The following is a 25898-nucleotide window of genomic DNA, read 5'->3' on the forward strand; positions in this document are numbered from 1 at the left end:
TTCGCATCGAACTTTACAGGGAGTACATTATGCGTGTGACGCGGCGTAAATTTTTGCAGCTGAGCGGGACCGTGGCGGCTGGAGTGGCGGTAGGCGGCCGCAAGGCCTTGGGCTCGCAGCAGCCCGAATCCGCCTCCGCCGCCTGGCCTGACCGAACCGATGGGACCGTGCCGACCCATAGCATCTGCCCCTTTTGCGCCGTCGGCTGCGGGGTGATCTGCCACACGGATCCGCAGACGGGCCGGGTGGTCTACACCGAAGGGGACCCCGACCACCCGATCAACGCTGGCGCTCTCTGCGCAAAGGGCGCCGCCCTCGACCAGCTTGCCGCAAACGAGCGCCGTTTGACCCGGGTCCTTTATCGGGCGCCCTACAGCGACCACTGGGAGACAAAGAGCTGGGACTGGGCGCTGTCGACGATCGCCGGGCGCATCAAAAAGACCCGCGACGACGACTTCGAATGTGTCGACCCGAACGGCTGGACCGTCAACCGCTGCACCACGGTGGCCTCGGTCGGCAGCGCCGCGCTCGACAACGAGGAGTGCTGGATCTACCAGGCCATGCTCCGCGCCCTCGGCCTGGTCTACATCGAGCACCAGGCCCGTATCTGACACAGCGCCACGGTGACGGCTCTGGCAGAGTCGTTCGGACGCGGCGCCATGACGAACCACTGGATCGACATCCGCAACAGCGATTGCATCCTCATCATGGGGAGCAATCCGGCCGAGAACCATCCCGTCGCCTTCAAATGGGTCGAGGCCGCGCGCGAACGGGGCGCCACGGTGATCCACGTGGACCCGCGCTTCACCAGGACCTCCAGCAAGGCGGACATCTATGCCCCGCTGCGCCCGGGGACCGACATCGCCTTCCTCGGCGGCATGATCCGTCATATTTTTTCGGAAAACCGCTTCTTCAGGGATTACGTGGCCCATTACACGAATGCCGCCTGCCTCGTCGGCGAAAAGTTCGCGTTCCACGACGGGCTTTTCAGCGGCTTCGATCCCCGCGCCCGCGCCTACGACCGGAGCTTCTGGGCCTACGAGACGGACGCGGGCGGCATAGCCCGCAAAGACCCTTCCCTCACCCATCCGCGCACCGTCTTCCAACTCCTGAGGACCCATTTCGCGCGCTACAGCCCCGAGAAGGTGAGTGCCGTCACGGGCACGCCGCAAAAGGACCTCCTTCGCATCTACGAGTGCTTTTCCGACACCGGAAAGCCCGACCGGGCCGGGACCATCCTCTATGCCATGGGATGGACCCAGCACACGGTGGGGGTGCAGAACATCCGTGCCATGTCGATCATTCAACTCCTTCTCGGGAACATGGGGATGGCAGGCGGCGGGGTGAACGCCCTGCGCGGGGAGTCGAACGTCCAGGGCTCCACGGACCACGGGCTTCTCTATGGCGACTGGCCGGGATACCTTCCGGTCCCCAAGGCCACCATGGCGACCCTCTCCGACTACCTGAAGGAGAACACGCCGTCCTCCTCCGACCCCCTCAGCGCCAACTGGTGGCAAAACCGCCCGAAATACGTGGTCAGCTTCCTGAAGGCCCTCTTCGGCGAGGCGGCCACCCCCGAAAACGGCTTCTGCTATACCTGGCTTCCGAAGCTCGCCGACAACCGGACCTACACATGGCTCGACATCTTCGAGGCCATGGGCCGGGGAGAACTCCGCGGATTCTTTGCCTGGGGCCAGAACCCGGCCTGCAGCGGGGCTGATGCCGGCCGCACCCGCGCGGCCATGGCCAGGCTCGATTGGATGGTGTCGGCGAATCTCTTCGAGACCGAGACCGCCGCCTTCTGGAAAGGTCCGGGGATGGACCCGCGCACCATTCGAACCGAGGTGTTCCTGCTCCCCTGCGCGGCCTCGATGGAGAAGGAGGGGTCCATCACCAACAGCGGCCGCTGGGCCCAGTGGCGGTGGAAGGCCCAGGAGCCGCCCGGAGAGGCCCGCAGCGACGGGGATATCCTGACCACGCTCTTCGCCGCCGTCCGTGTGCTCTACCAAAGCGAGGGCGGCGCCTTCCCCGAGCCCATCACCCATCTCGCCTGGGATTACAGGACCGAGGGCCGTTTCGATGCGCACAAGGCGGCGCGTGGCATCAACGGCCGCTTCACCCGCGATGCGACGATCCAGGGCAAGGCCTTTCAAAAGGGCGACCCGGTGCCCTCCTTCGCACTCCTCCAGGAGGACGGCTCGACGGCAAGCGGCAACTGGCTCTACTGCCAGAGCTACAACGCCGACGGCAACCAGATGGCTCGCCGCGGCAGGGAAGACCCAACCGGCATTGGCCTCTATCCACAGTGGGCCTGGTCCTGGCCCATGAACCGGCGGATCCTCTACAACCGCGCCGCGGTGGATTTGCAGGGCTGCCCCTGGGATCCGCAGCGGCCCGTCATCCGGTTTACCGGGGCGATTGAAGGGGGCCGCTACGTCGCCAATCGATGGGAGGGGGATGTGCCGGACGGCGGCTGGTTTCCCATGCAGAACCCCGACGGGTCGGCGCGCACCGACAGCCGCTACCCGTTCATCATGCGCGCCGACGGTCTGGGGGGTGTCTTCGGCCCGGGGTTGCTGGACGGGCCCTTCCCCGAGCACTATGAACCGGTCGAAGGACCGGCTGCGGCCAATCTGATGAACGCTCAACAGGTGAACCCGCTTTTGCGCGCCTACGATTTCGGCGGGCTGCGCCGGCCGGCCGCCGATCCGCGCTTCCCGATCGTCGCCACCACCTGCCGCGTGGCCGAGCACTGGCAGAGCGGTGCCATGAGCCGTTCCATGCCCTGGCTCCTAGAGGCCGAGCCGCAAATGTTCGTCGAGATGAGCCGGGAGCTGGCTCGGCAGAAGGGCATCCGCAACGGCGACCGAGTGGTGGTGGCCTCTGCCCGCGGCTCGCTCGAGGCCGTCGCGATGGTGACCTCGCGCCTCCGGCCCTTCAAGGTGAACGGCGCCGAAGTCCATGTGGTAGGACTGCCTTGGCATTATGGTTGGCTCTGGCCTCATGCCGGCGGGGACAGCGCCAATCTCCTCACTCCCTCTGCCGGGGACCCGAACACCCGCATCCCCGAAACCAAGGCCTTCATGGTGAGCCTACAGCGAAAGGACGGTTGATCCGATGGAAGGAAAAGGGATGCTGATCGATACGACCCGCTGCACCGGCTGCCGAGCCTGCCAGATCGCCTGCAAGAGCTGGAACCAGAACGGCGTTGACAGTTCATCCAACCGCGGCAGCCATCAAAACCCGGGCGACCTGGACGGTCAAACCTTCAAACTGGTGCGCTTCAAAGAGAAGCCCGCCGAACCCCCCGGCACAAAGCCCGTCTGGTATTTTTTCGCAGACCAGTGCCGCCACTGTCTCTCACCGGACTGCAAGGATGCGATCGAGGGGTATGTCTCGGGAGGCGTGATTCAGGATCCGGAGACCGGTGCCGTGGTCTACACGGAAAAGGTCCGTCAAGCGGTATTCCAGGATGTCCGGGACGTCTGCCCGTACGACATCCCCCGGCGAGCCGCCGACGGCCGCATCGTCAAGTGCACCTTTTGCATCGACCGCATCTCCAAAGGCCTGCTCCCTGCCTGCGCCGGCGCCTGCCCCACGGGCGCGATCCGCTTCGGCGACCGTGATGAGATCCTCCGCTTGGGCCACGCACGCGTCGACGCCCTCAAGCCGGCTTACCCCAAGGCCCGCCTCCTCGACGAGAACTATGTCCGCGTGATCTTCCTCATCGTCGACGACCCTCGAAGATACCACGAAAATGCCGTCGCCAAGACCACCCACGGCCTCACCCGCAGCCTCGCCCTCCGCCGCATCCTGCGCTCTCTCTTGAGTTGATACCGCAAAAGAAGGTGTGCCACGTTCGTTCCTCTATGCCCCTGCCGGATTTTTCCCCCCGGGTTTCATAAAAGCACTGGCGATCAAGACGCCCAGCAGGATGCAGCCTTGGAGCAACACCCAGGCGACCACCAGGTAGGGGATCAGCCTTTGGGTCGTCAACGCCTTCTCGATCGAGAAATAGACCGGCTTGGTCAGGCTGTAGAGCGTGCTGGCCGCATTGAGGTTGGCCTGGCTCAACCCCTCGTAGATGGCCCTGCTCTGGGTGATGGTTTGCATAAGGTTGTCGTAAATCACCTCGATGCTTCTTCTGATCTCCTGCCGTGCGCCGTCGGCGGAGGTCTTCCCCGGGCCGATTTTTTCCGCATCCTCGATATTTTTCAGTATCTGGCCATAATAGTTTAGGTCCGAGTCGGCCATGGCCTTTTCAAGGCCGACCTCGATGATCTTTTGCGTGAGGCTGCGTCGAAACTCGATGTCCAGGTTCGCTTTGACCATGCTGATGAGATTGTCGAGGAAGGATTCACCGATCTGGGGCATGACGTTAGATCCGAACGGCTGCACGCCGCCGGGAGAAGGCACCTGCAAGACCCCTGCGATCTCACCGCCGACGGCATCGACGCCGCCCCCTTGAACGTAGGCCTTTAGCGCCTTCTCGTACACCCTGATGCGCGCGTCGGCATCCTGGGCCTTCATCTTGAGTTCGGTGATCCGATGCCTGAGATACTCCCCGGTATGTCGGCCATTTCCGCTTGCCCAGGCCGCCCCCACGATGGCGAGCATGGGATTCAGCCTGTAGCTTTCGATATCGAGGGTGCGGTAGCGCAGATCGAGCAGCGACAGGCCGCTTTCGGGCAGTCGGAAGACTGCAGCGCCGGGGACTTTCATGACCTTGTCGATGTCGTCGAGCACCCGCTTGAGTGTGGACCGGAGCATGTCCATGACTACCGGATAATCCTCGGTCTCGATGTCTTCTGGACGGAGGATGTCTTTGGAGACCAGCGCGATATCGTACTGGGTGACTCCCTTGACCGATTGGGCGTACTCCGCCCACGTGTTCAACAGATCGTTCAGGACCTTCGCCCGCAGCGTGGGCGGTAATGATGCGGCGGATTCATCCCCGGCGAACACGAGTTCGTAGTTGGCGGTCATGAGGCTCTTCTTCTTTTCGCGGAACTCGGTTTCGAGCCGCTCCCTCTGCTCAACGGAAAGTTTTCGATCCTCCAGCTTGGCGGCATAGCGGTACTCGAGGAGCCGCATCTCGTCGTTGCGTTGGATAACGGATAGCGACCCTTTGAATTTGGACAGACTCATGTATCTTTGGAGGTCGTTAATTTTATAGACCTCTTTCAGTACCGGTGATACCAGGATGTCCATCGAACTGAACGGTGTTCCGTTCGGGTACTGCCCCTTTTCGGCGCTGTCGAACTCCAGTTGAAAGGACAGCTTGGTGACCGGGTACTTCTCCTGTAAGAAGTAAAGGACCGCTCCCACTGCGGCGACCATCAAGGTCGCTGCAAATCCCAGGATTACAATCCACCTTCTGAATCCCCAGATGGTGAGGATCAACTCCTTGATGGAAATGCTGTCGTAGTCTTCGCAGAACCGCTCGTCCTGCTGCGGCCGCTGACTTGCATCCATGGTATTCAATCGCTGGCTCCTTGGAAGGAAAATGAGGCTGTAGTCTGGGTGGCACCGAAGCGAGCATAATAAAGATCGCTGAATGGGTCAATGGAAAATCCATGAAGGTTCCTCCGGCGCTTTTGTCGTTTCGCCGGCCTTCTTTCACTTGACTCGATGCGCTGGCTCTTTATATGTTAGCCTTGCCGCTGCCTCAGGTCTGCAAGAGCCGGTCCGCGATGCGCCGCAGCCCTGTTGTTGGACATCGGAGCCGCCGCTTCGTCATGCCTCGTTCGATCAGGCAGGAACCCATGCCGCCCCCCCCTGTGCGGTTGGGCGCCGGCAGTGGGCGCAGATCGGCGATAAACATTCAGCTTGAGCAACCCTCATGAAGCGTTCAATAAAACCAGTAAAGAGAAAATCGGACCAGCCTCCAGACAACCAATCTACGCCTGAGGGCCCACCCCCCTCTGCCTTCAGACACAGGGACTGGATAGTACCGTGCGCCATGGCTGTTGTCATTTGCGCCGCCTTTCGCCTGGTCGATCTGATCCATGCCCCCGAAAAGTTCTTCCTGGTGGATGGCCACAGGGTCCTGGCTACCCATGATGCCTATGCCTGGCTGGCAGGCGCGGACCGTGTCAATTATTTGAGTTGCTCCCCCGTCGCCGGCTTCCTGCGATTCCTGCACGCCGCTACGGGGTTCAACCTGGCCGACATCGCCTTCTGGCTTCCCATGATCATGACTCCCCTTGTGGCCGTGCCCCTTGCATGGCTGGGCGCCCGCTGGCGCCTCCAGGAGGGGACGGTGGCCGCCGGTGTGCTGGCGGGTGCTGCGCCTGGGTTCTTGTGGCGCACCCGGCTCGGCTATTTCGACACCGATCTCTTTGCGCTGTTTTTCCCCGTTTTGATTTGTGTCCTTCTCTGTTGCTGGCTCGAAGGCCGGATGCGGCCACCGTGGGGGAATGATCGGCGCCTCTCGCCCGGATGGACCCTCCTCTGGCCCCTCGGTATGGGGTTGATCAGCAGGCTCTATCTGTTGCTCTACCCGCAGGGTTCGGCCATCCTCCTGGCCATCCTCGCCACGGCGGGGATTCTTGGCCTGATTACGGTATCCAGGGGCGGGCGCCTGTTGGTGATCCTGGGTCTGGCGATCGTGGTCCTGGCGGCCTCCGGCGGCTGGATCGGCCTTGCCTCAGGTGCGGGCCTCTGTCTGGTCGGGTTCTTGAGGCCTCGTTATTACGACTGGTTGGCCTCGCATCCGCTGTTCCTGGTCCTGGCTTTGCTGGTTACAGGTGCGGCGGTGTTCACCCTTTCGGGGGTCGAGAACTGGGTGAGCGGAGCGTTGAGAAAGTTGGCGGGATACGGTGGATGGGCCGCCCGCGGGCCTGACGATCTCTATCCCGCCGTCCTGGACACCGTCGTCGAAGCGAAAAACATCGATCTCCGCTCCGTTTTTTATGCCATTGCCGGCGGGTGGCCGCTTTTTGCCGTGGGGATTTGTGGATACGCTGCGCTGCTCTGGCGCCGCCCGGCGGCCTGGGTCTTTCTGCCCCTTCTCCTGTTGGGTTTGGCCGGCCTTCGCTTGGGCGAACGCTTTACGATGTATGGCGGAGTTGTCATCGGCTTGGGGCTCGGGTTCGGACTCACACAGGTTTTGCGGCGCTGGCTCGGGTGGCGGCGCATTGGCTTTGTGTGTCAAGCCCTGCTGCTGGCGGGGTTTCTGGTCATCACGACGGTCCCCTTGTTGGGAAACAGAGCCCCCATGACGACCGCCGCCCCGGAGACGATCGAAGCGCTGCACGACATGCGCGGCAAGATAACCCCAGGCGCTCAGTTCTGGATCTGGTGGGATTATGGCTACACGGCCCAATATTATGCGAGGGCGGGCACCTTTTCGGACGGGGGGCATGTGAGGGCGGAATATGCGGTTCCCCTGGCCTGGATCTATGGGGCCGACTCCCCCGCATATGGTTTTCATCTGATGGCGTACGCTGCGGAAAAGGCCCGGCCCTATCGCGTCAGGTGCGCGGAGTTGCCCAATTACGGGAACCCCTTTGCCGGGATATTCCGAAAAAAAGCCCCTTCAGAGGTGCAATCCTTTCTCGATGGGATCGCCGATCTTCCCCGCCCTGAGAAGAAGCACCTGCCTGAGCAGTATCTGGTCCTGTCCTGGGATAACGTCAAGATAATCCCAGCCATTCTGCGGTTGGGTACCTGGGACTTCTCTCAGGGGAAGGGCGATAAAACCCCTTTCGAGTTGCACGAAAAAATCCTGGAGTTCAACAAAGTTGCGGGTACTTTGACGGTCCGGAACCAGGCCGTTTGGCTCTCCGGTCTCACCCTTGTTACGGAGACTGGAATCGAGCACCTGGATTACGGGTCCCCTTCCGGGGTTTTTGCCGTGATCGACACCCAAAAAGGAATCACCGCTCTGATGGGAGAGAGAATGTATCGATCCAATCTGGTGCAAATGCTGCTTGGGGATCCGGTTGATTTCGAGCGCTATTTCGAGCTTATGCTTGATCGCGCACCCGATGTCCGCATATATAAGATAAGGCTTTGATCGAAAGGCATTCCCGTTTCCCACGATCTATTCCTCCCTTCTTCATAGTTACCATTCTGTAATTGAAGCCACCAGATGGTCTATTCGACCTGTAACTGATCTCACCCTCAGCTAGGTTCATCCGCAGGAACCTTTGGCCGTTGTTTCTATCGGCACCAGGTGCTTGCTGCCAAAAGAGCCTGATCGAAGAGGCGCCGGAAGACACTTGGAGCCAAACATAGTCCCCCTGCCGGCCGGTATTGCAGGCACCCCCCGGAAAACCAGCGTGGCCGAACCGATACCCAGTTCTTACCCCTGTTATGGTGGTTCTAATCTTGCATGAATTTAGAACAAAAATCGTAGTCAAAAGTGCCTAGTTAGAACCTTTTCAGGAAAATCACGATAAATCCAATATTTAACAAGCCATTGGTTTAGAGGGGGGATTGGTTATGTCTAGAGGCGGATTGAAGTCGGTCACCTTTCTAGGGCATGTGTTGATCCTGCTGCTGGTTTTCAGCGGGACAGTGCATGCAGAGTTGGGCTCGCTTGAATTCCTGCAGTTAAGGCATCAACTGAAGGCGGGTGGCGCGACCTATGAGATCGGCGCCAACCAGGCCACAGATCGTTCATTACGCGAATTGTGCGGCCTAATGGCCCCCACCCGGTGGACACCGGAAATTAAGTACCGTCTCGGATCGCGGGCACAGGAACCAATAGGAGCATCTTCTATCGGCACGGTGGCGTTGCCGTCTGCTTTCAATTGGTGTTCACAAGGGCTCTGCACCCCAATCAGAGATCAAGGTTCGTGCGGGTCCTGCTGGGCGTTCGCCACGGTGGCACCGCTAGAGAGCAACATCCTGATCTACGAAGGTAAATCTGTAGACCTTTCCGAGCAATACCTAGTTTCCTGCAATATAAACAACTGGGGATGTGGAGGTGGCTGGTGGGCACACGATTACCATGAGTGGAAGTACAACGCATCGGAGACTGAGGCAGGAGCGGTCATCGAAGATGATTTTGCATATACTGCGCGGAATACGACATGTGGCAGCCCCTATAATCACCCATATAAAATCACTGATTGGGCCTATGTCAGTTCGCCTTTTACTGTTCCTCCGACAGAAGATATCAAGCGCGCAATCATGACATACGGCCCGGTCACGGCAGCGGTTTATGTGGGAAGTGCCTTTCAATACTATCGAAGGGGTGTTTTCAACACAAACGTAGATGCTGCTGTCAACCACGGCATCGTTATTGTCGGCTGGGATGACAACCAGGGTGCGAACGGGGTGTGGATACTCAGGAATTCCTGGGGGACTGGATGGGGTGAAAACGGGTACATGAAAATTGAATATGGGGCCTCCCGGGTGGGCTACGGCGCCTCTTACGTGGTATATGACCCGCCCCCCGTACAGGCCGATTTCAGCGCCGATACCACCACGGGAACCGATTCGCTGACGGTCCAGTTTACAGATCATTCCACCGGAAATCCGACAGCATGGTATTGGACATTTGGCGACGGACAGACCAGCACGCTCAAAAACCCATCCCATACCTATACGAATTCCGGAAACTACTCAGTCTCCCTGGAATCTTCAAGACCCGACAGTACGGATATAATCGTCAAGACGGATTATATTACAGTCGCCGAGTCCACTCCCCCTCCGCCTTTGGTACCCCCAGATGTGATCGAACTACCGGCTGCTGGATCTTACGGCTATAAGGCCCCCGGAGTTTTGACGAACCAATCATCGGTGGATTTCTGGTTTGGGGGGAGAACAGGCAATGTCATAATCGAATGTGAGTTTTACGATGCCGATTACGGCGATGAGATCGAGATTCTGATCAATGGTCAATCGGTGGGGTATGCGCCACGGACTGCAAACAACAGTTGGGGCGGGATTAAATACATCACGCTTCCGGATAGCTATGTGAGCGACAGTTCTGCAAATGTACTGACAATGCGCAATGCTTACTCTCTGACGTATATATGGGGGATTCGTGATATTCACGAATCAGAGGTTTTCGGTGTTCCACCGGGAGCCATTGAATTACCGGCAGCAGGCGCCTATGGCTATAAAGCCCCGGGAGTTTCGATGAACCAATCATCGGTGGATTTTTGGTTTGGCGCAAGAACGGGCGATGTGGTAATCGAATGCGAGTTTTATGATGCCGATTACGGGGATGAGATCGAGATTCTGATCAATGGTCAATCGGTAGGGTATGCACCGCGGACGGCAAACAACAGTTGGGGCGGGATTAAATACATCACGCTTCCGGATAGCTATGTGAGCGGCAGTTCTGCAAATGTACTGACAATGCGCAATGCTTACTCTCTGACGTATATATGGGGGGTTCGTGATATTCAGGAATCAGAGGTTTTCGGTGTTCCACCAGGAGCTATTGAATTACCGGCAGCAGGCGCTTATGGTTATAAAGCCCCTGGAGTTTTGACGAACCAATCATCGGTGGATTTTTGGTTTGGCTCAAGAACAGGCGACGTGGTAATCGAGTGCGAGTTTTATGATGCCGATTACGGGGATGAGATCGAGATTCTGATCAATGGTCAATCGGTAGGGTATGCACCACGGACGGTAAACAACAGTTGGGGCGGGATTAAATGCATCACGCTTCCGGATAGCTATGTGAGCGACAGTTCCGAAAATGTACTGACAATGCGCAATGCTTACTCTCTGACGTATATATGGGGTGTCCGTGATATTCAGGAATCGAAGGTTTTCGGTGTTCAATTGGGAGTCACTGAATTGTGTCCTTTCGGCGAACGAGCGAACGTCAATAAATTTTAGAAACGCATCCCCCTTTTCCTCGAGCTGTTCCTGTCTCCTTCGCAATTACCATTCTGTCCTTAATCCGAGTAAACCCCCGGCTTTGCCGGGGGGACAAGCAAAGTTTGATAATTCTGAACCATTTCTCAAGGGTTTGCGATGAGGGGCGCTGATGTTTTCTGCCTTTATGTACTTCAGATAGGTATCCATAAAGATGTCGGGAAGCCCTATTAGTTGGCCCCGTCAGGGAAGGCGCACTCAGGCCGAGAACCGGTCCACCAGAATCCTGACGATGCGCTCGCTGGCCTTGCCATCCCATAGGGGGATATCCTGCCTTTTAGCCCATTGCCCTGCCATGACATCATCGAACGCCTTGGCTATGTTCTTCGGGTCGTTACCTACCAAACGGCTGGTTCCGTGTGTCACAGTAACGGGGCGTTCCGTATTGGCCCTGAGCGTGAGGCAGGGTACGCCGAGATACGTGGTTTCCTCCTGCATCCCGCCCGAGTCGGTCAATACCACCCTGGCTTGCGACATGAGGGAGAGGTTTTCGTGGTAGGGCAGGGGAGGGATGCATTTCAGGGTCCCGTTTGCTTTGAGCAGGTGATCCAGACCGTGCTCGCTGACTGCCTTCTGGGTGCGCGGGTGCACCGGGAAAACCATGGGCAGACTGCGGCTGAACTCCACGAGCAATTCAAGCACCGGCCGCAGGACCCCAGGATTGTCCACGTTTGCCGGGCGGTGCAGCGTCATGAGCCCATAGCCGCCCGGCTCGACGCACAGCCGCCCGGCGATGCCGGTTGCCGCTGCCCGCGGAAGTTCGCGCGCCAGGGTGTCAATCATAACGTTGCCCACGAGGTAGGCCCGGTCCCCGCTCACCCCTTCGCGCTCGAGGTTTGCCATCCCGCTCGGCTCGGAAACGAAGAGCATATCGGAAACGGTATCCGTCAGAACGCGGTTGATTTCTTCGGGCATGGTGCGGTCGAAACTCCGAAGCCCCGCCTCCACGTGCAAGACCGGGATTTGGAGCTTGACGGCCGCAAGAGTGCAAGCCACCGTGGAGTTCACATCCCCAAAGACCACGGTCGCAACCGGCCGATTCTCAATAAGGTGCCGTTCATAGCGTTCGATGATGCGTGCCGTCTGGGCGCCGTGGGTTCCCGAACCTACCTCGAGGTGGACATCGGGCACGGGTATGCCCAATTCGCTGAAAAACACGTCGTTCATGGCTGCGTCGTAATGCTGACCGGTGTGTACGATGCGCCAGCCCAGACCCCTGGCCTCCAGTTCCTCCTCGATGGCGGCGAAGGCGCGCACCAGCGGCGCGAGTTTCATGAAGTTGGGGCGTGCCCCGGCGACAAGGTCAAACGTGTTTTGTTCCATGGATAGGTCTTCCTAAAAAGGCTGTGAGGTGCGCGAAAAGAAGCTATTTGGATAGATTGCGGATGACGGCGATGACGCGATCGAGATCTTCTTGCGTCATGGCGGTCCCGGAGGGGAGGCACAATCCGCGCGCGAAGAGATCCTCCGAGACCTGCCCGCCGACTGCGCGGGCAGTATACTGCTTCTTCCCCTGGCGCAGGGAGACCCCGTTGCAGTTGAAAACCGGCTGCAGATGCATGGGTTTCCACACAGGCCGGGATTCGATGTTTTCCGCCTCAAGCGCAAGCCGTACCTGCTCACGATCGGGGCCGAAGATCTCCGGCGTGATGAGGATCACGGTCAGCCACCGGTTGGCCGTCCCATAATTCGCCTCCGGCATGAATTCGAGACCGGGAAGGTCACCGAGGGCACTCTGGTAATAATCGAAGATCTCCCCCCGACGCGCGACCCGCTGATCGAGCACCTGGAGCTGCGCGCGGCCGATGGCGGCCAGGATGTTGCTCATGCGGTAGTTGAAGCCGATCTCGGTATGTTCGTAGTGCGCCTGAGGACCGCGTGCCTGCTGGGACAGAACCCGCGCGTGGGAGATGAGTTCCTCGTCGTCGGAAGCCAGCATGCCCCCGCCCGATGTTGTGATGATCTTGTTCCCGTTGAAAGAGAAGACCGCGGCGTGCGCCCCCCTGCCGGCGTGGGTTTGTCCTTCTCCGAGATCCCCTACGACGTCGGCGGAAGTGAAGCGCGCTCCAAGTGCCTCGGCCGCATCGACGATGACCGGGACGCCGAATCTGCGGCACACTGCGTAGATTTCACCATAGTTGCAGCATTGCCCGTAAAGATCCGTGGGGACAACCGCCTTGGGGGGCTTCCCTACGCCGACGCATCGCTCGAGTTCAGTGGCCAGAAGAGCAGGGTCCATGTTCCAGGACCGGTAGTCGCAATCGATGAAGACAGGGGCGGCACCCTCGAAGAGGATAGGGGAGACGCTCCCTATGAAGGTGAGGGAAGAAGCGAAGACTTCATCCCCGGGCCCCACGCCGAGGTGGTGCAGAGCCAGATGCATGGCCGCCGTACCGCTCGAGACTGCCAAGCAGTGGCTGATCCCGGTGTACTCGCTGAACTCTTGTTCGAAGGCGTCCACCATGGGGCCGAGCGGCGCGATATAGTTGCTTTCGAAGGCCTCCTCGATCAACGCGCGCTCCAGGCCGCTCATGTGGGGAGGGGAGAGAAAGATGCGTACTCTATTCATAAGAAAGTAAATGCTGTCCAGAGGAGGAAAATCTTCTGTGTGGGGGGAAATAAACCTGTTGAGGCAGAATATGTCCTTGCGTACTCAGCCAATTCGTAGGCATTTCACACAAATGGGAAAAGGCATTATAAAAAACCAGATGAACCATGTTTTCCACAAAACGCCTCAATGGACTCACCTTGGCTGAAGACACCGGCACATCTCTTAACCTTCCGAAATACCCGCCAACATCCATCCAGTATGCGAGTGCGACTTTTTTTAAAATGGAAATTAGTCGCCCCTTTTTTGAAAAACAAGATTAAACATTACCTTTTCCAAGGCTGATTTAGCATCAGTGTATAGTGACGACTTTTTGTCATATGAATGAATTTCAAATCTTTGAGGCCCGCTATATAACGGAAGTGTATATTTCTTACTAAATACGCAGCATGAAGCAATGTTTTCATAAAGAGAATTTGGGTTATTGCAAAATTCTTCATGAGAACAGGTAATAACTCGATTTTCTGGAAATTTCTCTAGGTGGTCAATAATCTCTTTATTGGTATAGTACACTTGACCAGCAACCTGTTCGAGCGGGGCCATCTCTTTCAAAAAGTCGTATTGTGGAGGCTTTACACTTATCCATTCATTTACATCACCCGCAACAATTTTCCTGTGGCGATATAATGAACAAATATTTTCAACAAGGTCTCTATGCACATGCAGTATATGAACGTTCGGGAAAGGCAAAAAAAGATCTAGATGGTACTGTATAAGAAGAGCTTTGACAGCAATAGGTCGCTCTAATGCCGAAGAAAATAAAGCAAGCCCCTTGACAAAACCATCGGGGTTGCATCTGACCAGTTGTTCTTCAGTTAATTTCTCACCCACCGTCACAGGAAAAAAACGGCGAAAATAAAAAGAAAACTCGTGAGGAGACAGCAAGCCTCTTGTTTTACCATAATCAGAAGCAAAAAAATCAGGCTGCTTAGGTATTGTTAATTCTCCCCTAAAATTAAGTCTATTGTCTGTCAACAGGCGCTGCAAAAGTCCAGCGAAATACGGATTTCCAGCAAACCGAGCACTTAAGTTGTTCGGTACAGATATGCCTGACTGCTCCAGCCATTGCATTAATACGGTGGTTCCACTTCTTGGCACCCCAACCACTAAGAAAAGCGGCGATAGTGGATCATAAGTTAAATCAATGTTTGCTTCACCATTTGCAACTACATAGTTTAGATGATTTACAAAATCGGCAGCGGCTGAGTGAGCTTTGAACCCGTTTACTCTTTTCATTATTTATAATTCCCAATCACCTTCCCGTAATCAAAAACTACCGGCGTCAGCTCTTTTACCATTACGACACCAGATTGGTACTTTTTCATAGGTCCGGTGTCTTCCTTATTGACAGCAGCAACCATTGCACCGGTAAAATCAGCATTAGCTAAGTGAGACCCAGGATATCCCCCACCAAACCGTGTATTAATTTCGATGAAGTAAATCTGTCTGTCTGTTTCTATAAGGTCGACGTCAATCGGTCCAGGAATAGGCGAACATTCCAACAGCCGGAGTACCAGACTTATAGCTTTATCATGCTCAATAGATTTGGTAAGCAAGGTTTCACCGGCAACTGATTTTTTGCGCTCCCACGCAGATACTCTGATAGGTTTACCTCCTGGATCACTACAAATTTCCACGTTAACAAGACGGCCCTTAATAAACTCTTGGGCCATCGGCTCTTCAACGCCTAGCCAGTGCTCGAAGGCTTCATCCTTGTTACTGCATAGTTTGTACCCAAAACTTGCCGAACCTTTTCTAGGTTTAATAACAAAAGGTGGAGTGAGAATTTCTATTGCCTGATCAAATTCGATAAAAGTCCTAGGACATAAAAAACCATTTTCTATCATAAACAGAGCAGCGCGCCATTTATCAAGGAAGCGAATCGCTGTATCATAATCAGGGAAAAAACAGGCAACCCCCATTTTTTCTAACTCATCTTTTATCTTTGATATTTCGGAAATATCAAGATCGGAGAGACAAAGAGCAGCATCAAATTTTTCTTGACGACACAAAGCAAGAATATGTTCAAGATACGTTTCATCTTTAATTGATGGAACAATAAAGGCCCTATCACAACTCATGAAACCTGGGGTATACAGTTCGTTACCCGTACCAATAACTTCTGACCCAACAGGGGAAGATTCTTTAAGGTATCTAGCAATATAACCACGCTTCCCAATCGTGGACGCTAACCATTTAATAGGTCTACTCATTGTATCCTTCTATATATAGAAACTAGTATATTCAGAACGATAACGAACAATTTGCAGGCGCCCCCAATCGTCGATCTCAATTGCAGCGGGAAGTCCTTGAATAAAGGGAGACGACATACAAGCCGCATAGCCACCTTTCTGCGCAAATATCAGGAGGTCACCTTCATTAATAGGGCCTTTCAAATCACTGACAAGGAGGTCTATTTCCATACAACTGTTACCGTATATATCGTAATGTTGAGCCTGTTCATCACATTGGACCTCATGTCGAGATGCAACATGGACAAGTGGTTTCGCAGCGCTGCGCAAAGGGTTAACGCTAAAAATAGTACCATCAACGACCGCAATATTTTTAGTTCTCATTTTTTTCACTTCTAGAACAGGCGTTATGAATAGGCCTGAATCGGCAAGTAAGCCAGTTCCTGGTTCACAGATGAATGTAACATCCTGAGACGGAAATAGCCGCTTCATGTGTTTACCAAGTGCAATGCCATATGCTTCTAGATCAGCTACAGGATAGGGCAGACTATCTTCTATCGGACTAGGCATATTACTTGCGAAACCACCCCCACAATCAAGAAATGTGAGTTTTCCAATGCCTATTTTATTCCAGCAATCTACAAGATAATCAATTCTTTCTATATAGGATTCAATGCTTCGACTTTTTGTTATGTGCATATGAACGCCAGAAATGGACAAACCCTCAACCATAACAAGCTGATTGATCATTTGGATGTTTTCATCGCTGGTCAAATCGATTCCAAAACGGCTATCTTTATCCATAAAGGATAACTTTGGCGAAACGCGAATACCCAAACGAGCTTGAATATTAACCTCTTTACTAAGATGTGCAATTTTTTTTAGTTCTGAAATCGAATCAGCTATGAGCGTACACTGGCTGTTTAAACCAATTTTAAGCGTTTTTTCATTTTTGCCTGGTCCATTGAAAATTATATCTACATCACTACCTGTCTGAAAAGTTCGAGCATAATTGAATTCTTGTAATGAAACGACTTCTCGCGCAGCTCCAGCTATAACAGCAGCGCTGATTAAAGAATTAAAATAGTTTGTTTTAAATGAATAAGCGATCAATGAATTAGAATATTGATTGGAAATTGCTTTTTTTAGCCGTAGAACATTTTTTCTAACCATATTTGGAGAAATGATGTACGCTGCTCCTCCAGCCTTCTCTGAAACATCTATAATGACTTCTGGATCTATACGCGTAACAATATCAAATAAAGTTGGATACATAATAGATCTTTTAAAAAATAAATTCTAGAGAAATCATAATAAAATAAGATCAATATATAAGATGTTTGTATGTTATACTAAATTTCTATCATGCATTTGCATAGTTATTTTACTTATGATAAAAAGTAGCAAATTGTTGAGTAATTTGTGATTCAAAAGTGCATTTACTTTGGGATTGATATTCGTGCAGATTCTTCAAAGCGGCGTCGAAGTGCGCGCTCAGTCATTACGATGTTTTCACGTTTAATCACTTTGGCGATTGTTCGAATTATGATTTTAATATCAAGAACTAGAGATATATTGTCAACATATGCGACATCCAGGCGAAAACGATCAGTAAATTCAAGATCATTGCGGCCTTCCACCTGGGCGAGCCCGGTAACGCCACCGCGCACTTCATGTCGTCGGGCCTGCTCAGGGGTGTAAAGCGGGAAATAATCCATAAGCAACGGTCTAGGTCCCACAATGGACATATCGCCCTTGAGGACATTGAAAAGCTCTGGCAGCTCATCCAAGCTCGTGCTTCGCAAAATACGACCGAATCGCGGCAACCGTTTCTCATTGGGCAACAAATTGCCTCTAGCGTCCCGCGCATCCGTCATGGTTCGGAACTTGTATATTGTGAACGGCCTGCCGTCCAAACCGGGCCGCACCTGTCGGAAGAAAATGGGGCTGTCAAGTTTTGCCCAAACCAGCAGCGCAACGAAGGCCAGCAGAGGCGAGAGCACGACCAGTCCCGGAAGGGTCAGTACCAGATCGAGCAGTCTTTTGCCAAAGCCGGTATATAAATGCTTCAATTTCTCTGAAAAACCTTTGCAGTGTTTTTTATTCGGAAGCTGTTTCGAAAAGATTCGGCAACCATGGCTTTAAGGATTCTGGACCCTGTCCTTCCATGGCACAGCTCCGGCCAGGAAGGCACTCTGCCTGCCGTTAGAATTTCCGTGTATGCCTGCCTCATCTGCCCGATAGCGTTTTCCCACCAGTGTGCTCGCGCCCCCCGTGCACTTTGAGGGTTACGGGCCGATCCGTGTTCCACCGAAAAGTCAGGCAAGGGGGCCCAGGACGCAGCATCCCCCCTGGAGGCTACCGCTGTCGGTGAACATGACCCGGACCATCCATGTTCAGGCACAGCATCTCGTGGTACCCCAAAAAGCGCAGCAAAAGCAGTTTGGACGTCACCAGAGCCGCTTCCCACATGCCGAAACACTTGAGTTTGTGCTCGGTTCTGGGATGAATGGGCCAGATCAGAAGCATTTCCGCGCAGGCCTCGCCGCACAAGAAGACAAGAATCGCTCCCAGCGCATCGGGGTCATCGACATTGGAGGGCCGGTGTAAAGTCATAAGGGCGAAAGCGCTACCTGTTATCACTTCCCTGTTATGGGTTAGTTTCTGCGAATCCATGGCATTCTTTTGAATGATATCAACAATATTCAATACTTGCGCTTTCTCGCGCTGGGCTTCTAGGGTGTCGATCATGATGTTGTCGACAAAACGTATCCATTCTTCCGGCACGCGCTCCTTGCGCAGGTTCTCTGAAGAAAGCTCGTCTGAGGTCAGCAGGAGATCCGACAACCGGACCGTGACCAACCGGTTGATCTCTTCGGGCATGGTCATATCCCGGGAACGAAGCTCTCCACCTCGATATGAGCCAGCCGCACATGCTTCTTCTATGCGGTGACCGAAGAGGCGCAGGTGGCGTTGACATCACCGACCACGACTGCCTAGTTGGGTTTTTCGCGCCGGACTATTTTTTCAAAAGCGATCATGGCTTGGCACACCTGCTCCGCATGGGACCCGGATCCAATGCACAAATTGATATCGGGGTCCGAAATTCTCAAGGCCTCGAAAAACAGTGTGGACATCTTGTCGTCACAATGCTGGCCGGTACGCACTAACACATGCTCGATTTTTGCCCTCCGTTTCGGTTGTGGGCTTCGATGGCCTGCATGAACGGCGCGATTTTCATGAAATTGGGGCAGGCACCCACAACGGGAACAATTTTCAATCTGTCGGCGGAATCCTTTTCATCTTCCATTCATTTCCAGAAAATTGGCAAATTTGGTTGATAGTTTTTCGCGGGAAAACGCTTGCTCCGCCAGGCGGCGAGCGTTTTTCCCGTACTCCCGGCGCAGCCCCGGATCGTCGGCCAGTCTGCACAGGGCGTCGGCAAAAGCCTCCGGATCGCGCGGCGACACGGCTAAACCGCATTTGTGCGTCTGGATCATGTCCGCCAGCCAGCCGGGATAGTTGTTGATGACCGGCAGGCCGGAAGAGATATAATCGAAAAACTTGTTGGGAGAAGTACCGTAGTAGAAGGCGGGCACATCGTCCAGAATCATCATGCCCACGTCACAGCAGCTCACCACGCGGTTGAGGCGGTCCTTGGGCATGGGGTCGAAAAAGCGGCAGTTGTTCAACCCCTCGCTGCGGGCTTGGTTCATCAGGTGTGGCTTGAGCTTGCCGTCACCGATGAAGGCCAACGCGATATCGCTTCTGCCTCTTTCCAGTAAAACCCGGGCTGCATCCAGCACTGCATCCAGGCCGTTGGCGATGCCGTGGGCGCCGGTAAAGACCGCCACGCAATCGCCAGGATTCACCCCGGGAAGATCCAACTCCCCACGCCGGCCCGGCTGGAAAAGTTCCAGGTCGCAGCCGTTGGGTATCATGGCGATCCGCCACCCGTTGGGACTGCGCCTGGCGATCCCCTCTTTGATCCCCGGGGCAAGGGCGATACACGCGCTTGCGGAATGGTAGGTTGCCCATTCGAGAAGGGACATGCCGGCCAGCACCACGGGGTTTTTCACCACCCCCATGGCCCGGGGCAGCTCCGGCCACAAATCCCTGACCTCGAAAACAAAGGGCTTGCCCCTGAGCCACCGGGCAAATATCCCCGGGATTCCCGCCGTCAGAGGGGTGGAAGTGGCAAACACCAGGTCATAATCCTTGCCCAAGGCTACTTTAACGCTGTTCCAAGCGTAGCGGAAAAAAATCCGCGTACGCTGTGGTAGGCTCATGTAATTGCTGTATTGCAAATTGAACTGGACGACGCTGATCCCGTCAACCGTCCCGGTGCGCACCTCGTCACCGGACGAACCCGAAAGCGGCAGCTCGCCTTTGCCGCTGCGGGCGCAGACCATGGTCACCCGGTGCCCGCGCTCAACCAGCTTCCGGGCCATTTCATAGGACCGTGTCCCGCCGGCTGCAGATGGCGTGTTGAAATACTGGTGAAAATAGAGGATATGCATGTTTTTCAGACGATTGGGAGGCTATGGGGAGGTTTCATTCACTTTGATCATCAGTGGTGCGGAGGGAAAAGCGGGTTTCGATTTTTTTCCGCCCGCCGTCCACACAAACCACCAGAACGTCTACCGGACTTTTCTGCCAGTAATACAGGGACTCCATGCCTTCTTCCATGTACATGCGGCAATCCTTGGCGCACACATCCACACTCCCCCACGGCCCGGTCACCCGGTTGCCCTCGAGCCGATATTCTCCAGCAGCCAGGCGGAACCGGATCTCGGCACTGGGAAAAGGCCCTGAAAGCGCATCTTCGACAACCCATTCATCGCCCCGCCAGCGAACCGTCCGCTGGTGCCGGTTGCCCCGAAAGTCCTTGTAGGCGCCGGACCAGCAGAGCCACCCGTTTCCGGCTGATTCTATCTGGCTTACATGGTCGGCCCGCAGCCACTCGCCCAGCATGAACCTGCCCAGGCGGCGCATTTGATCCTGGCTGCCGAAAGAGACCGTATTGTGGGCCCGAACAGATTTGAAATAATGTCCGTCTGTCGCCTCTTCTGGGTTATAGGAGTAAGTTCCTGCGTCGCGACAGACGTTTTGCCCGTGATGCCACAGGTCGAAATGAAACACGTCGTTGTGCGTCGGCCGAAAGCGGTACATGGGAAAACGCAGCAGGGCCCATGAATGGCGTCCGGCCATGACCACGTAACCCCCGGGAAACACCCGGCTCGCTTTTTCCGGCGCTGACCGCTCCGCCTCTAGGGCATCGATGCCGAGCCAGAAAAGGGGCTCGTCCCAGGGGCCGGCAGCGAATATTTTGCGCCCGCGCAGCAATGCGCCCGCCGTTTGCACCGTCGGGCGGAAATCCCGGTAGTCGCAGCCGTGCATGTGCAGCAGCATGGCTCCGTCATTTGATCCCAGGTTCGGCGCCCCGCCGCTGACCGGATCGATCAGCACGGCCATCCAGTCCAGGGCGGCCGCAGCGCGCTCGTAAAACACGTCCGAGAAAGGTGGAGCATCGAGCCTTTTGCGCCAGTGCTCAGCCAAAATCAGCGTGTCCAGCAGCACCCTGTGATAAGTGACCGAGTGCTGGGAAAAACTCCCATCAGGTTCCACCAGTCTTTCAACCCGGTTTTCAAGCCACTTTCTTCCTCTGCGGGCGTAAAAGGCGCTTTTGCGGACCGCTGCACTGTCACCCGAGACCCGGGCAAGCCAACTCCCGCCGATGAACAAAGCCGCCGCCTCGCTGGTGCCGTGGTTGTTGTCCTGGGCGATGGCGTAGCGGATGTTGCCATGAATTCTTTCAAGATGACGGAAAATGAATTCCACCAGGGAAGGGCTTGGCTGGCGCCACTGGCGCAGGACCAGTGCGGCCAGTACCAGGTTGAAAACCCGGATGGATGCCTCTTGGCCGCATTTCCAGTTGGGACCTGTGTTTACGGGATTTTTTTCCCCCCAGTCCCGGAGCCATCGATTGAGCGTCTTCAGGTACGGCCCTTCGGCGGAAACGGCATGCGCCCGGGCCAGGGCAGGCACCCATTCAAATCGGGACACCTCCCAGATGTTCTTGATGTCGCCGACAGAAGGGTCAAAGTCTTTCAGGGAGATCCAGTGGACACAGGGCCGCGGATGCCGGGCGCCGCTGAGGGGATTCAAAAACCAGTCCGGCGGGCTACCCGCAAGGCACCAGTGCTTGGCGTAGTGCCGCAGATGGCCGCCGGCGATCTTTGCGGCATCCGCAAGCAGGGTGCGTTTCCACTCTTCCGGGCAATCCGACGGTTGAGGCAAGGGGCGGAAGAAATCCCCGTCTTTTTCAAAACCGCGCTGGGGGAAAGCCCGACGGCGGATTCCGGTCTTCAGACTCAATCGGTACCAGGCGACATAGGCAACGTTGCGAAAACCGATGCGGTGGATTACATCGGCATAGCGCAAGGCTTTTGTCAGGCGAGAGAACGTTGTTCAACTCCTCATGATTTGCACAGGTTCACTTCCCCAAAATTGCACTTCCGCAGCCACTTGCCGTTAGCTTTTCAAATGCACCATTCTGCCTTCGTTCGCCGATGTCACGGCCGCGAAAGTGGCCAGGCTCCCTTTACCAACTCATCCATGGCAATCAGCGGCTTGTCCCCCGCGATCACCCGGTCCACAAAAGCGTTGAACTGCACTCCGTGCCCCTTATCCTGGGACCTTGTCTTGAAGCTCTTGAATTTCGCGAACCCGTATCCTCGGTCTTGCGAAAGTTGTTCATCCGCAGGACCCGCCCATCCGAGAAGATCTCCAGGGTCTCCTTGGGATATTGCTTGGACCCGTTGCCGAAATAGTTCACTGTGCCCACGGAACCATCCTCGAAGCGCAGGGCTATGGCCATCTTGTCCTCTTTCACAGCCACGCCTTTTTCCATCTCGAAGGCGGCCACCGAAACCACCGGGCTTTGTGCGATACAGGACAGCAGGTCGATAAAATGACAGGCTTCCCCGATGATGCGCCCGCCGCCGACTTCCGGATCGTGGACCCAGGCATCCGGCGCAATGATGCCCGCGTTGCAGGTGAAATTCATGGCCAGGGGTTCGCCCCTTCCGGCGAGAAGTTCCCTGATTTTGCGGATATGGGGGGAAAAGCGGCGGTTGAAGCCCACCATCAGGGAACGGGGCGAAGCGGCGGAGCACTTGTTGTAGGTGGCGACGATGGCATCGAGTTCTTCCCTTATCAGGCATAGGGGTTTTTCCGCGATGTGCCTGGCCGCGGCGCTCTTGGTGCGGGCGGACACGTATTTAAGCCGCGCCGTGGTCCTGGCCAGGGTCGGGCCCATGGTTATCTTGGCAAAGTTGCCTGCCCCGATCATGGCGGCTACGCAGGCCGATTCGGGCCTGGAAGACGCCTGGTGGACGACAATGGTCCGCTCGGCCTCGGGTTGGCCGGAATATTCAAGCACCACGCCCAGGGTCGATGCATCCGATGAAATCTTGGCATACGCCTTTTCCGCCTCCTCGAAGGGGATCCTGTCCGTGATCAGGGAGGAGACATCGACGCGCCCCGAGGCCATGGCATCGAGAACGGCCTTGAAATTGCGCTGTTCGGTCCAGCGCACGAACCCCGGTGGATAATCCTGACCTTTTTGCTCGTAGACGTCGTCATAACGACCGGGCCTATAGGAACAGGACACCTGAAAGGTCAGCTCTTTCTCGTAAAAATCACTGCGCTGCAGATTGAGTCCCACCACCCCCACCAAGAACGATGCGCCCCCGCTTGCGGCACATCTCAGCGGACTGATGCACGATCTCATCCGTCTTGGCGCTGGCCGTTATGATCACCCCGTCCACCCCGGCCCCTTCCGTCCACGACCTGGCCACGGCGATAAGGTCCGCCTTTCCTCTGTTGGAAACATGGGCGTCGAAAGACTGCGCCATCTGGAGGCGTTCGTCGGCCAGATCCAGCGCCAAAACCTCGCATGCACAGGCTCGAAACAACTGGACCGTAACCAGGCCGATGAGCCCGGCCCCGTAAACCACGAATGTTTCACCCAGGGTCGGGTTGGCCAATCGTATGCCCTGCAAGCCGATGGCAGCAAGAACGGTAAAGGTCGCCTGCTCTGAGGAAACATTCTCCGGAACCCTAGCACGCAGGTTCCGGGGCACACAGACCTCTTCCGCATGCGACCCGTTGGACGCCACCACATCCCCGACCTTGAAGCCGGTCACCGCCGACCCCACCTCGACAACCCGCCCGACATTGCAGTACCCAAGGGGCAGCGGCTCATCCAGCCGCTTGAACACGGTCTCAACCGTTGGCATCAAACCTTCGGTTCTGATCTTGTCCAGCACCTGTTTGACCTTGTCCGGGTGGGCCTTGGCAAGAAACCCACCCTTGGAAAACTCCACCAGCATCCGTTCCGTGCCGGCGGAGATCAGGGAATGAGTGGTGCGGACTTTAATAGTGTTCTTTGTGCAGATCGGAGACGGCTGGTCGGACAGTTTGGTTTCGCGCGAACGGAGGTTTTGAAGTATTTGTTTCATGATAATTAAAATAAATGAAAGGTATGGCACTTTGCTCTAATAGGCAAAACCTGCGGGTAATTTCACCGTATCTGTCACAGCCTGAGCATATGGTGTTTCCAACATCTAATCGGAATACGGAGGCACGGCACGACATCAGATATCTTAATCTGTGATCACATCTAAGAAGTCCACTTCGGTCAATAAGTTAAATGACATTAAACTCAATTTATACTAATTGTGATAGGATTGCACTTAGCCTAGATAGTTTAGTGGAGTATGAAAAATGTTTTAATGCTCTATCATAGGCAAGTTTTTGAAACCTATGTCTGACATGATTATCATATAGTACTAATTTAATAGCTTCCGCAATTGCAAATGGTGATCCGGGCTTAACATATAAACCAGCATTTCCGACTACATTCCTAATTTCGCCAACATCACATGTAATAATACATGCACCGCAACCCATAGCTTCAGCTATAGCAAGTCCGAAACCCTCATAGTGTGAAGGCTGGACGTATACTTCGCAGCTCCTAAGCAAATCGATTTTTTCTTTCTTTTCAATTTCACCTAAATAACAAATGTTGTCAGCAATATCAAACTTGCGGATCATGCTTGTTAAATACTCAATACCATCACCAGAGTGACCAGCTAATTTAGCGTGGATATTGATGCTTTGCGTTTTAAGCAATTTAATAGCCTCAAGCAATTCCGGAATGCCTTTTCGAATGAGGTTTCCTTTTGAAGACAAAGATATATTACAAATAGCAATTTTTCGATCTTTTGAAGGTCCCTGCAGATAAGCATTGTCTACAATGTGAGGGAAATAAAATGCATTGGCAAGTTTAAAATACTTGCAACAATCAATAAATTCATGATAACTTACAAATAAATTCGCTGAACATAATTTTAAGGCAAGCTTGATAAGCAATTTTTGCCATGATGGTCGAGTGAAATAGTCACGCTTAGCATAAGTACTCGGAATATGAAAATTAAAAGTTCCAGTTATAATAGAAGGACGGTTAAGCACTTTAGATATTATTATTGGTATTAGGGCGTAAGTCCACCACCAAATAAACAAAATATCAAACTTTTTAGGGATTTCACGATATTTTGTACAAATAACTACTTCATGACCTAGATCGGAAAGCGCATCAATATCTTGCCGATAGAATTCGATGCTTTTAAGTAGACTCTTCCTTTTAAGATGAGTATAAAAGACTATTTTTGCCATGGGAGGTGACCATTTCTTATAAAATTAACGCGCGTACAGTAAAGACGTTTTTTAAATTTTCTTTGTGGAATGGGAGAAAATCCGTCGCTTTCAGGGAAGACTTTAGTAGGTTTGCAAAGCGATGATAGGCTACGCGAAAATTTATCACGGTATACTACTCGCTTTAAGTTAGATTTAGCAGTCATTGTATATGATACTATAGTCCAAGTTAAAAGAGAAATACTCATATTATTTTGAAAAAATCCTGTTTCAAAGTTTTGCTGAACTAAGTAACTTCCAAAAAATGCACACCCTATATGCGCTAGATAATTATATTTGTGCTCAGTAAGAATTTTCCATACTAATATAAATGCGGCTGAAAAAATGATTAATCCTGAAATACCTGTTTGATAGTATAAAGTAAGCCATCCATTATGTAAACTCAAATTAGATAAAGTAGAAAACTGTACCCTTTTAATTCCCTCGCCGATAAAATATTTGTCAGCATGTGTTGTATAAAAGTCCATCCAAAG

General features: G+C 54.3%; 19 protein-coding genes. 4 read left to right on the plus strand and 15 right to left on the minus strand.

Annotated features, from left to right (window positions below):
• Positions 1–29: 29 nt before the first annotated feature.
• Positions 30–3113 (plus strand): formate dehydrogenase-N subunit alpha, encoded by a 3084-nt coding sequence (fdnG, locus tag ACZ500_RS25880; RefSeq protein WP_464230318.1) that lies wholly within the window; start codon positions 30–32, stop codon positions 3111–3113.
• A 4-nt stretch (positions 3114–3117) separates the two neighbouring features.
• On the plus strand, positions 3118–3834 hold the full coding sequence (locus tag ACZ500_RS25885; RefSeq protein ID WP_464230319.1) for a 4Fe-4S dicluster domain-containing protein: 717 nt from the start codon (positions 3118–3120) through the stop codon (positions 3832–3834).
• A gap of 33 nt (positions 3835–3867) precedes the next feature.
• On the opposite strand, the gene ACZ500_RS25890 is transcribed toward ACZ500_RS25885, so the two are convergent.
• Positions 3868–5484: a hypothetical protein gene (locus tag ACZ500_RS25890; protein ID WP_464230321.1), complete on the minus strand. Its 1617-nt coding sequence runs from the start codon at positions 5482–5484 to the stop codon at positions 3868–3870.
• A gap of 478 nt (positions 5485–5962) precedes the next feature.
• Between ACZ500_RS25890 and ACZ500_RS25895 the strand changes: the two genes are divergently transcribed.
• On the plus strand, positions 5963–8020 hold the full coding sequence (locus tag ACZ500_RS25895; protein ID WP_464230322.1) for an STT3 domain-containing protein: 2058 nt from the start codon (positions 5963–5965) through the stop codon (positions 8018–8020).
• Between the two features lie 428 nt (positions 8021–8448).
• Positions 8449–10806 (plus strand): C1 family peptidase, encoded by a 2358-nt coding sequence (locus tag ACZ500_RS25900; RefSeq protein WP_464230323.1) that lies wholly within the window; start codon positions 8449–8451, stop codon positions 10804–10806.
• Positions 10807–11043: 237 nt separating this feature from the next.
• Here the strand turns inward: ACZ500_RS25900 and wecB are convergent, their stop codons facing one another.
• The 14 genes from wecB to ACZ500_RS25970 all read right to left on the minus strand — a co-directional run bounded on the left by wecB (position 11044) and on the right by ACZ500_RS25970 (position 25892).
• The gene (gene wecB / locus ACZ500_RS25905; RefSeq protein ID WP_464230324.1) at positions 11044–12168 is read right to left on the minus strand and encodes a non-hydrolyzing UDP-N-acetylglucosamine 2-epimerase; all 1125 of its coding nucleotides are present in this window, start codon (positions 12166–12168) and stop codon (positions 11044–11046) included.
• A 43-nt stretch (positions 12169–12211) separates the two neighbouring features.
• Positions 12212–13378 carry a DegT/DnrJ/EryC1/StrS family aminotransferase gene (locus tag ACZ500_RS25910; protein WP_464230325.1) on the minus strand — a complete coding sequence of 389 codons (1167 nt, stop codon included), beginning with the start codon at positions 13376–13378 and terminating at the stop codon, positions 12212–12214.
• A gap of 306 nt (positions 13379–13684) precedes the next feature.
• Entirely contained in the window at positions 13685–14689 is a 1005-nt protein-coding gene (locus ACZ500_RS25915; RefSeq protein WP_464230326.1) for a sulfotransferase, read from the minus strand.
• Positions 14689–15666 carry an ATP-grasp domain-containing protein gene (locus ACZ500_RS25920; RefSeq protein WP_464230327.1) on the minus strand — a complete coding sequence of 326 codons (978 nt, stop codon included), beginning with the start codon at positions 15664–15666 and terminating at the stop codon, positions 14689–14691. Before ACZ500_RS25920 ends, ACZ500_RS25915 begins: the two co-directional genes overlap by 1 nt.
• Positions 15667–15675: 9 nt before the next feature.
• Entirely contained in the window at positions 15676–16920 is a 1245-nt protein-coding gene (locus tag ACZ500_RS25925) for a type III PLP-dependent enzyme domain-containing protein (RefSeq protein WP_464230328.1), read from the minus strand.
• A gap of 164 nt (positions 16921–17084) precedes the next feature.
• Positions 17085–17717 carry a sugar transferase gene (locus ACZ500_RS25930; RefSeq protein WP_464230329.1) on the minus strand — a complete coding sequence of 211 codons (633 nt, stop codon included), beginning with the start codon at positions 17715–17717 and terminating at the stop codon, positions 17085–17087.
• A 286-nt stretch (positions 17718–18003) separates the two neighbouring features.
• Complete coding sequence (locus ACZ500_RS25935) at positions 18004–18528, minus strand: UDP-N-acetylglucosamine 2-epimerase (RefSeq protein WP_464230330.1); 525 nt, start codon at positions 18526–18528, stop codon at positions 18004–18006.
• A gap of 113 nt (positions 18529–18641) precedes the next feature.
• Positions 18642–18782, minus strand: coding sequence for a hypothetical protein (locus ACZ500_RS25940; protein WP_464233123.1), 141 nt, complete (start codon positions 18780–18782; stop codon positions 18642–18644).
• Positions 18783–18944: 162 nt separating this feature from the next.
• Positions 18945–20165, minus strand: coding sequence for a glycosyltransferase family 4 protein (locus tag ACZ500_RS25945; protein ID WP_464230331.1), 1221 nt, complete (start codon positions 20163–20165; stop codon positions 18945–18947).
• Positions 20166–20199: 34 nt separating this feature from the next.
• A complete protein-coding gene (locus ACZ500_RS25950; protein WP_464230332.1) occupies positions 20200–21945 on the minus strand; it encodes a heparinase II/III family protein in 1746 nt (581 codons plus the stop codon).
• Between the two features lie 346 nt (positions 21946–22291).
• Entirely contained in the window at positions 22292–23383 is a 1092-nt protein-coding gene (locus tag ACZ500_RS25955; RefSeq protein WP_464233124.1) for a Gfo/Idh/MocA family protein, read from the minus strand.
• Entirely contained in the window at positions 23349–24170 is an 822-nt protein-coding gene (locus ACZ500_RS25960) for a zinc-dependent alcohol dehydrogenase (protein WP_464230333.1), read from the minus strand. Before ACZ500_RS25960 ends, ACZ500_RS25955 begins: the two co-directional genes overlap by 35 nt.
• A gap of 208 nt (positions 24171–24378) precedes the next feature.
• Positions 24379–25386, minus strand: coding sequence for a glycosyltransferase family 4 protein (locus tag ACZ500_RS25965; RefSeq protein ID WP_464230334.1), 1008 nt, complete (start codon positions 25384–25386; stop codon positions 24379–24381).
• Positions 25374–25892, minus strand: a complete 519-nt coding sequence (locus ACZ500_RS25970) for a hypothetical protein (protein WP_464230336.1) — start codon at positions 25890–25892, stop codon at positions 25374–25376. Before ACZ500_RS25970 ends, ACZ500_RS25965 begins: the two co-directional genes overlap by 13 nt.
• Positions 25893–25898 lie beyond the last annotated feature (6 nt).

The sequence above is a fragment of the Desulfatiglans parachlorophenolica genome (genome assembly GCF_055394735.1).

Bases quoted from the DNA above. Each gene is read 5' to 3' on its own strand.
- ACZ500_RS25925 (WP_464230328.1), bottom strand. From the start codon at position 16,920: ATGTATCCAACTTTATTTGATATTGTTACGCGTATAGATCCAGAAGTC.
- ACZ500_RS25920 (WP_464230327.1), bottom strand. From the start codon at position 15,666: ATGAGTAGACCTATTAAATGGTTAGCGTCCACGATTGGGAAGCGTGGT.
- ACZ500_RS25970 (WP_464230336.1), bottom strand. From the start codon at position 25,892: ATGGACTTTTATACAACACATGCTGACAAATATTTTATCGGCGAGGGA.
- ACZ500_RS25960 (WP_464230333.1), bottom strand. From the start codon at position 24,170: ATGAAACAAATACTTCAAAACCTCCGTTCGCGCGAAACCAAACTGTCC.
- ACZ500_RS25900 (WP_464230323.1), top strand. From the start codon at position 8,449: ATGTCTAGAGGCGGATTGAAGTCGGTCACCTTTCTAGGGCATGTGTTG.
- ACZ500_RS25885 (WP_464230319.1), top strand. From the start codon at position 3,118: ATGGAAGGAAAAGGGATGCTGATCGATACGACCCGCTGCACCGGCTGC.
- ACZ500_RS25895 (WP_464230322.1), top strand. From the start codon at position 5,963: ATGGCTGTTGTCATTTGCGCCGCCTTTCGCCTGGTCGATCTGATCCAT.
- ACZ500_RS25910 (WP_464230325.1), bottom strand. From the start codon at position 13,378: ATGAGCGGCCTGGAGCGCGCGTTGATCGAGGAGGCCTTCGAAAGCAAC.
- ACZ500_RS25940 (WP_464233123.1), bottom strand. From the start codon at position 18,782: ATGTCCACACTGTTTTTCGAGGCCTTGAGAATTTCGGACCCCGATATC.
- ACZ500_RS25965 (WP_464230334.1), bottom strand. From the start codon at position 25,386: ATGGCAAAAATAGTCTTTTATACTCATCTTAAAAGGAAGAGTCTACTT.
- ACZ500_RS25915 (WP_464230326.1), bottom strand. From the start codon at position 14,689: ATGAAAAGAGTAAACGGGTTCAAAGCTCACTCAGCCGCTGCCGATTTT.
- ACZ500_RS25945 (WP_464230331.1), bottom strand. From the start codon at position 20,165: ATGCATATCCTCTATTTTCACCAGTATTTCAACACGCCATCTGCAGCC.
- wecB (WP_464230324.1), bottom strand. From the start codon at position 12,168: ATGGAACAAAACACGTTTGACCTTGTCGCCGGGGCACGCCCCAACTTC.
- ACZ500_RS25935 (WP_464230330.1), bottom strand. From the start codon at position 18,528: ATGCCCGAAGAGATCAACCGGTTGGTCACGGTCCGGTTGTCGGATCTC.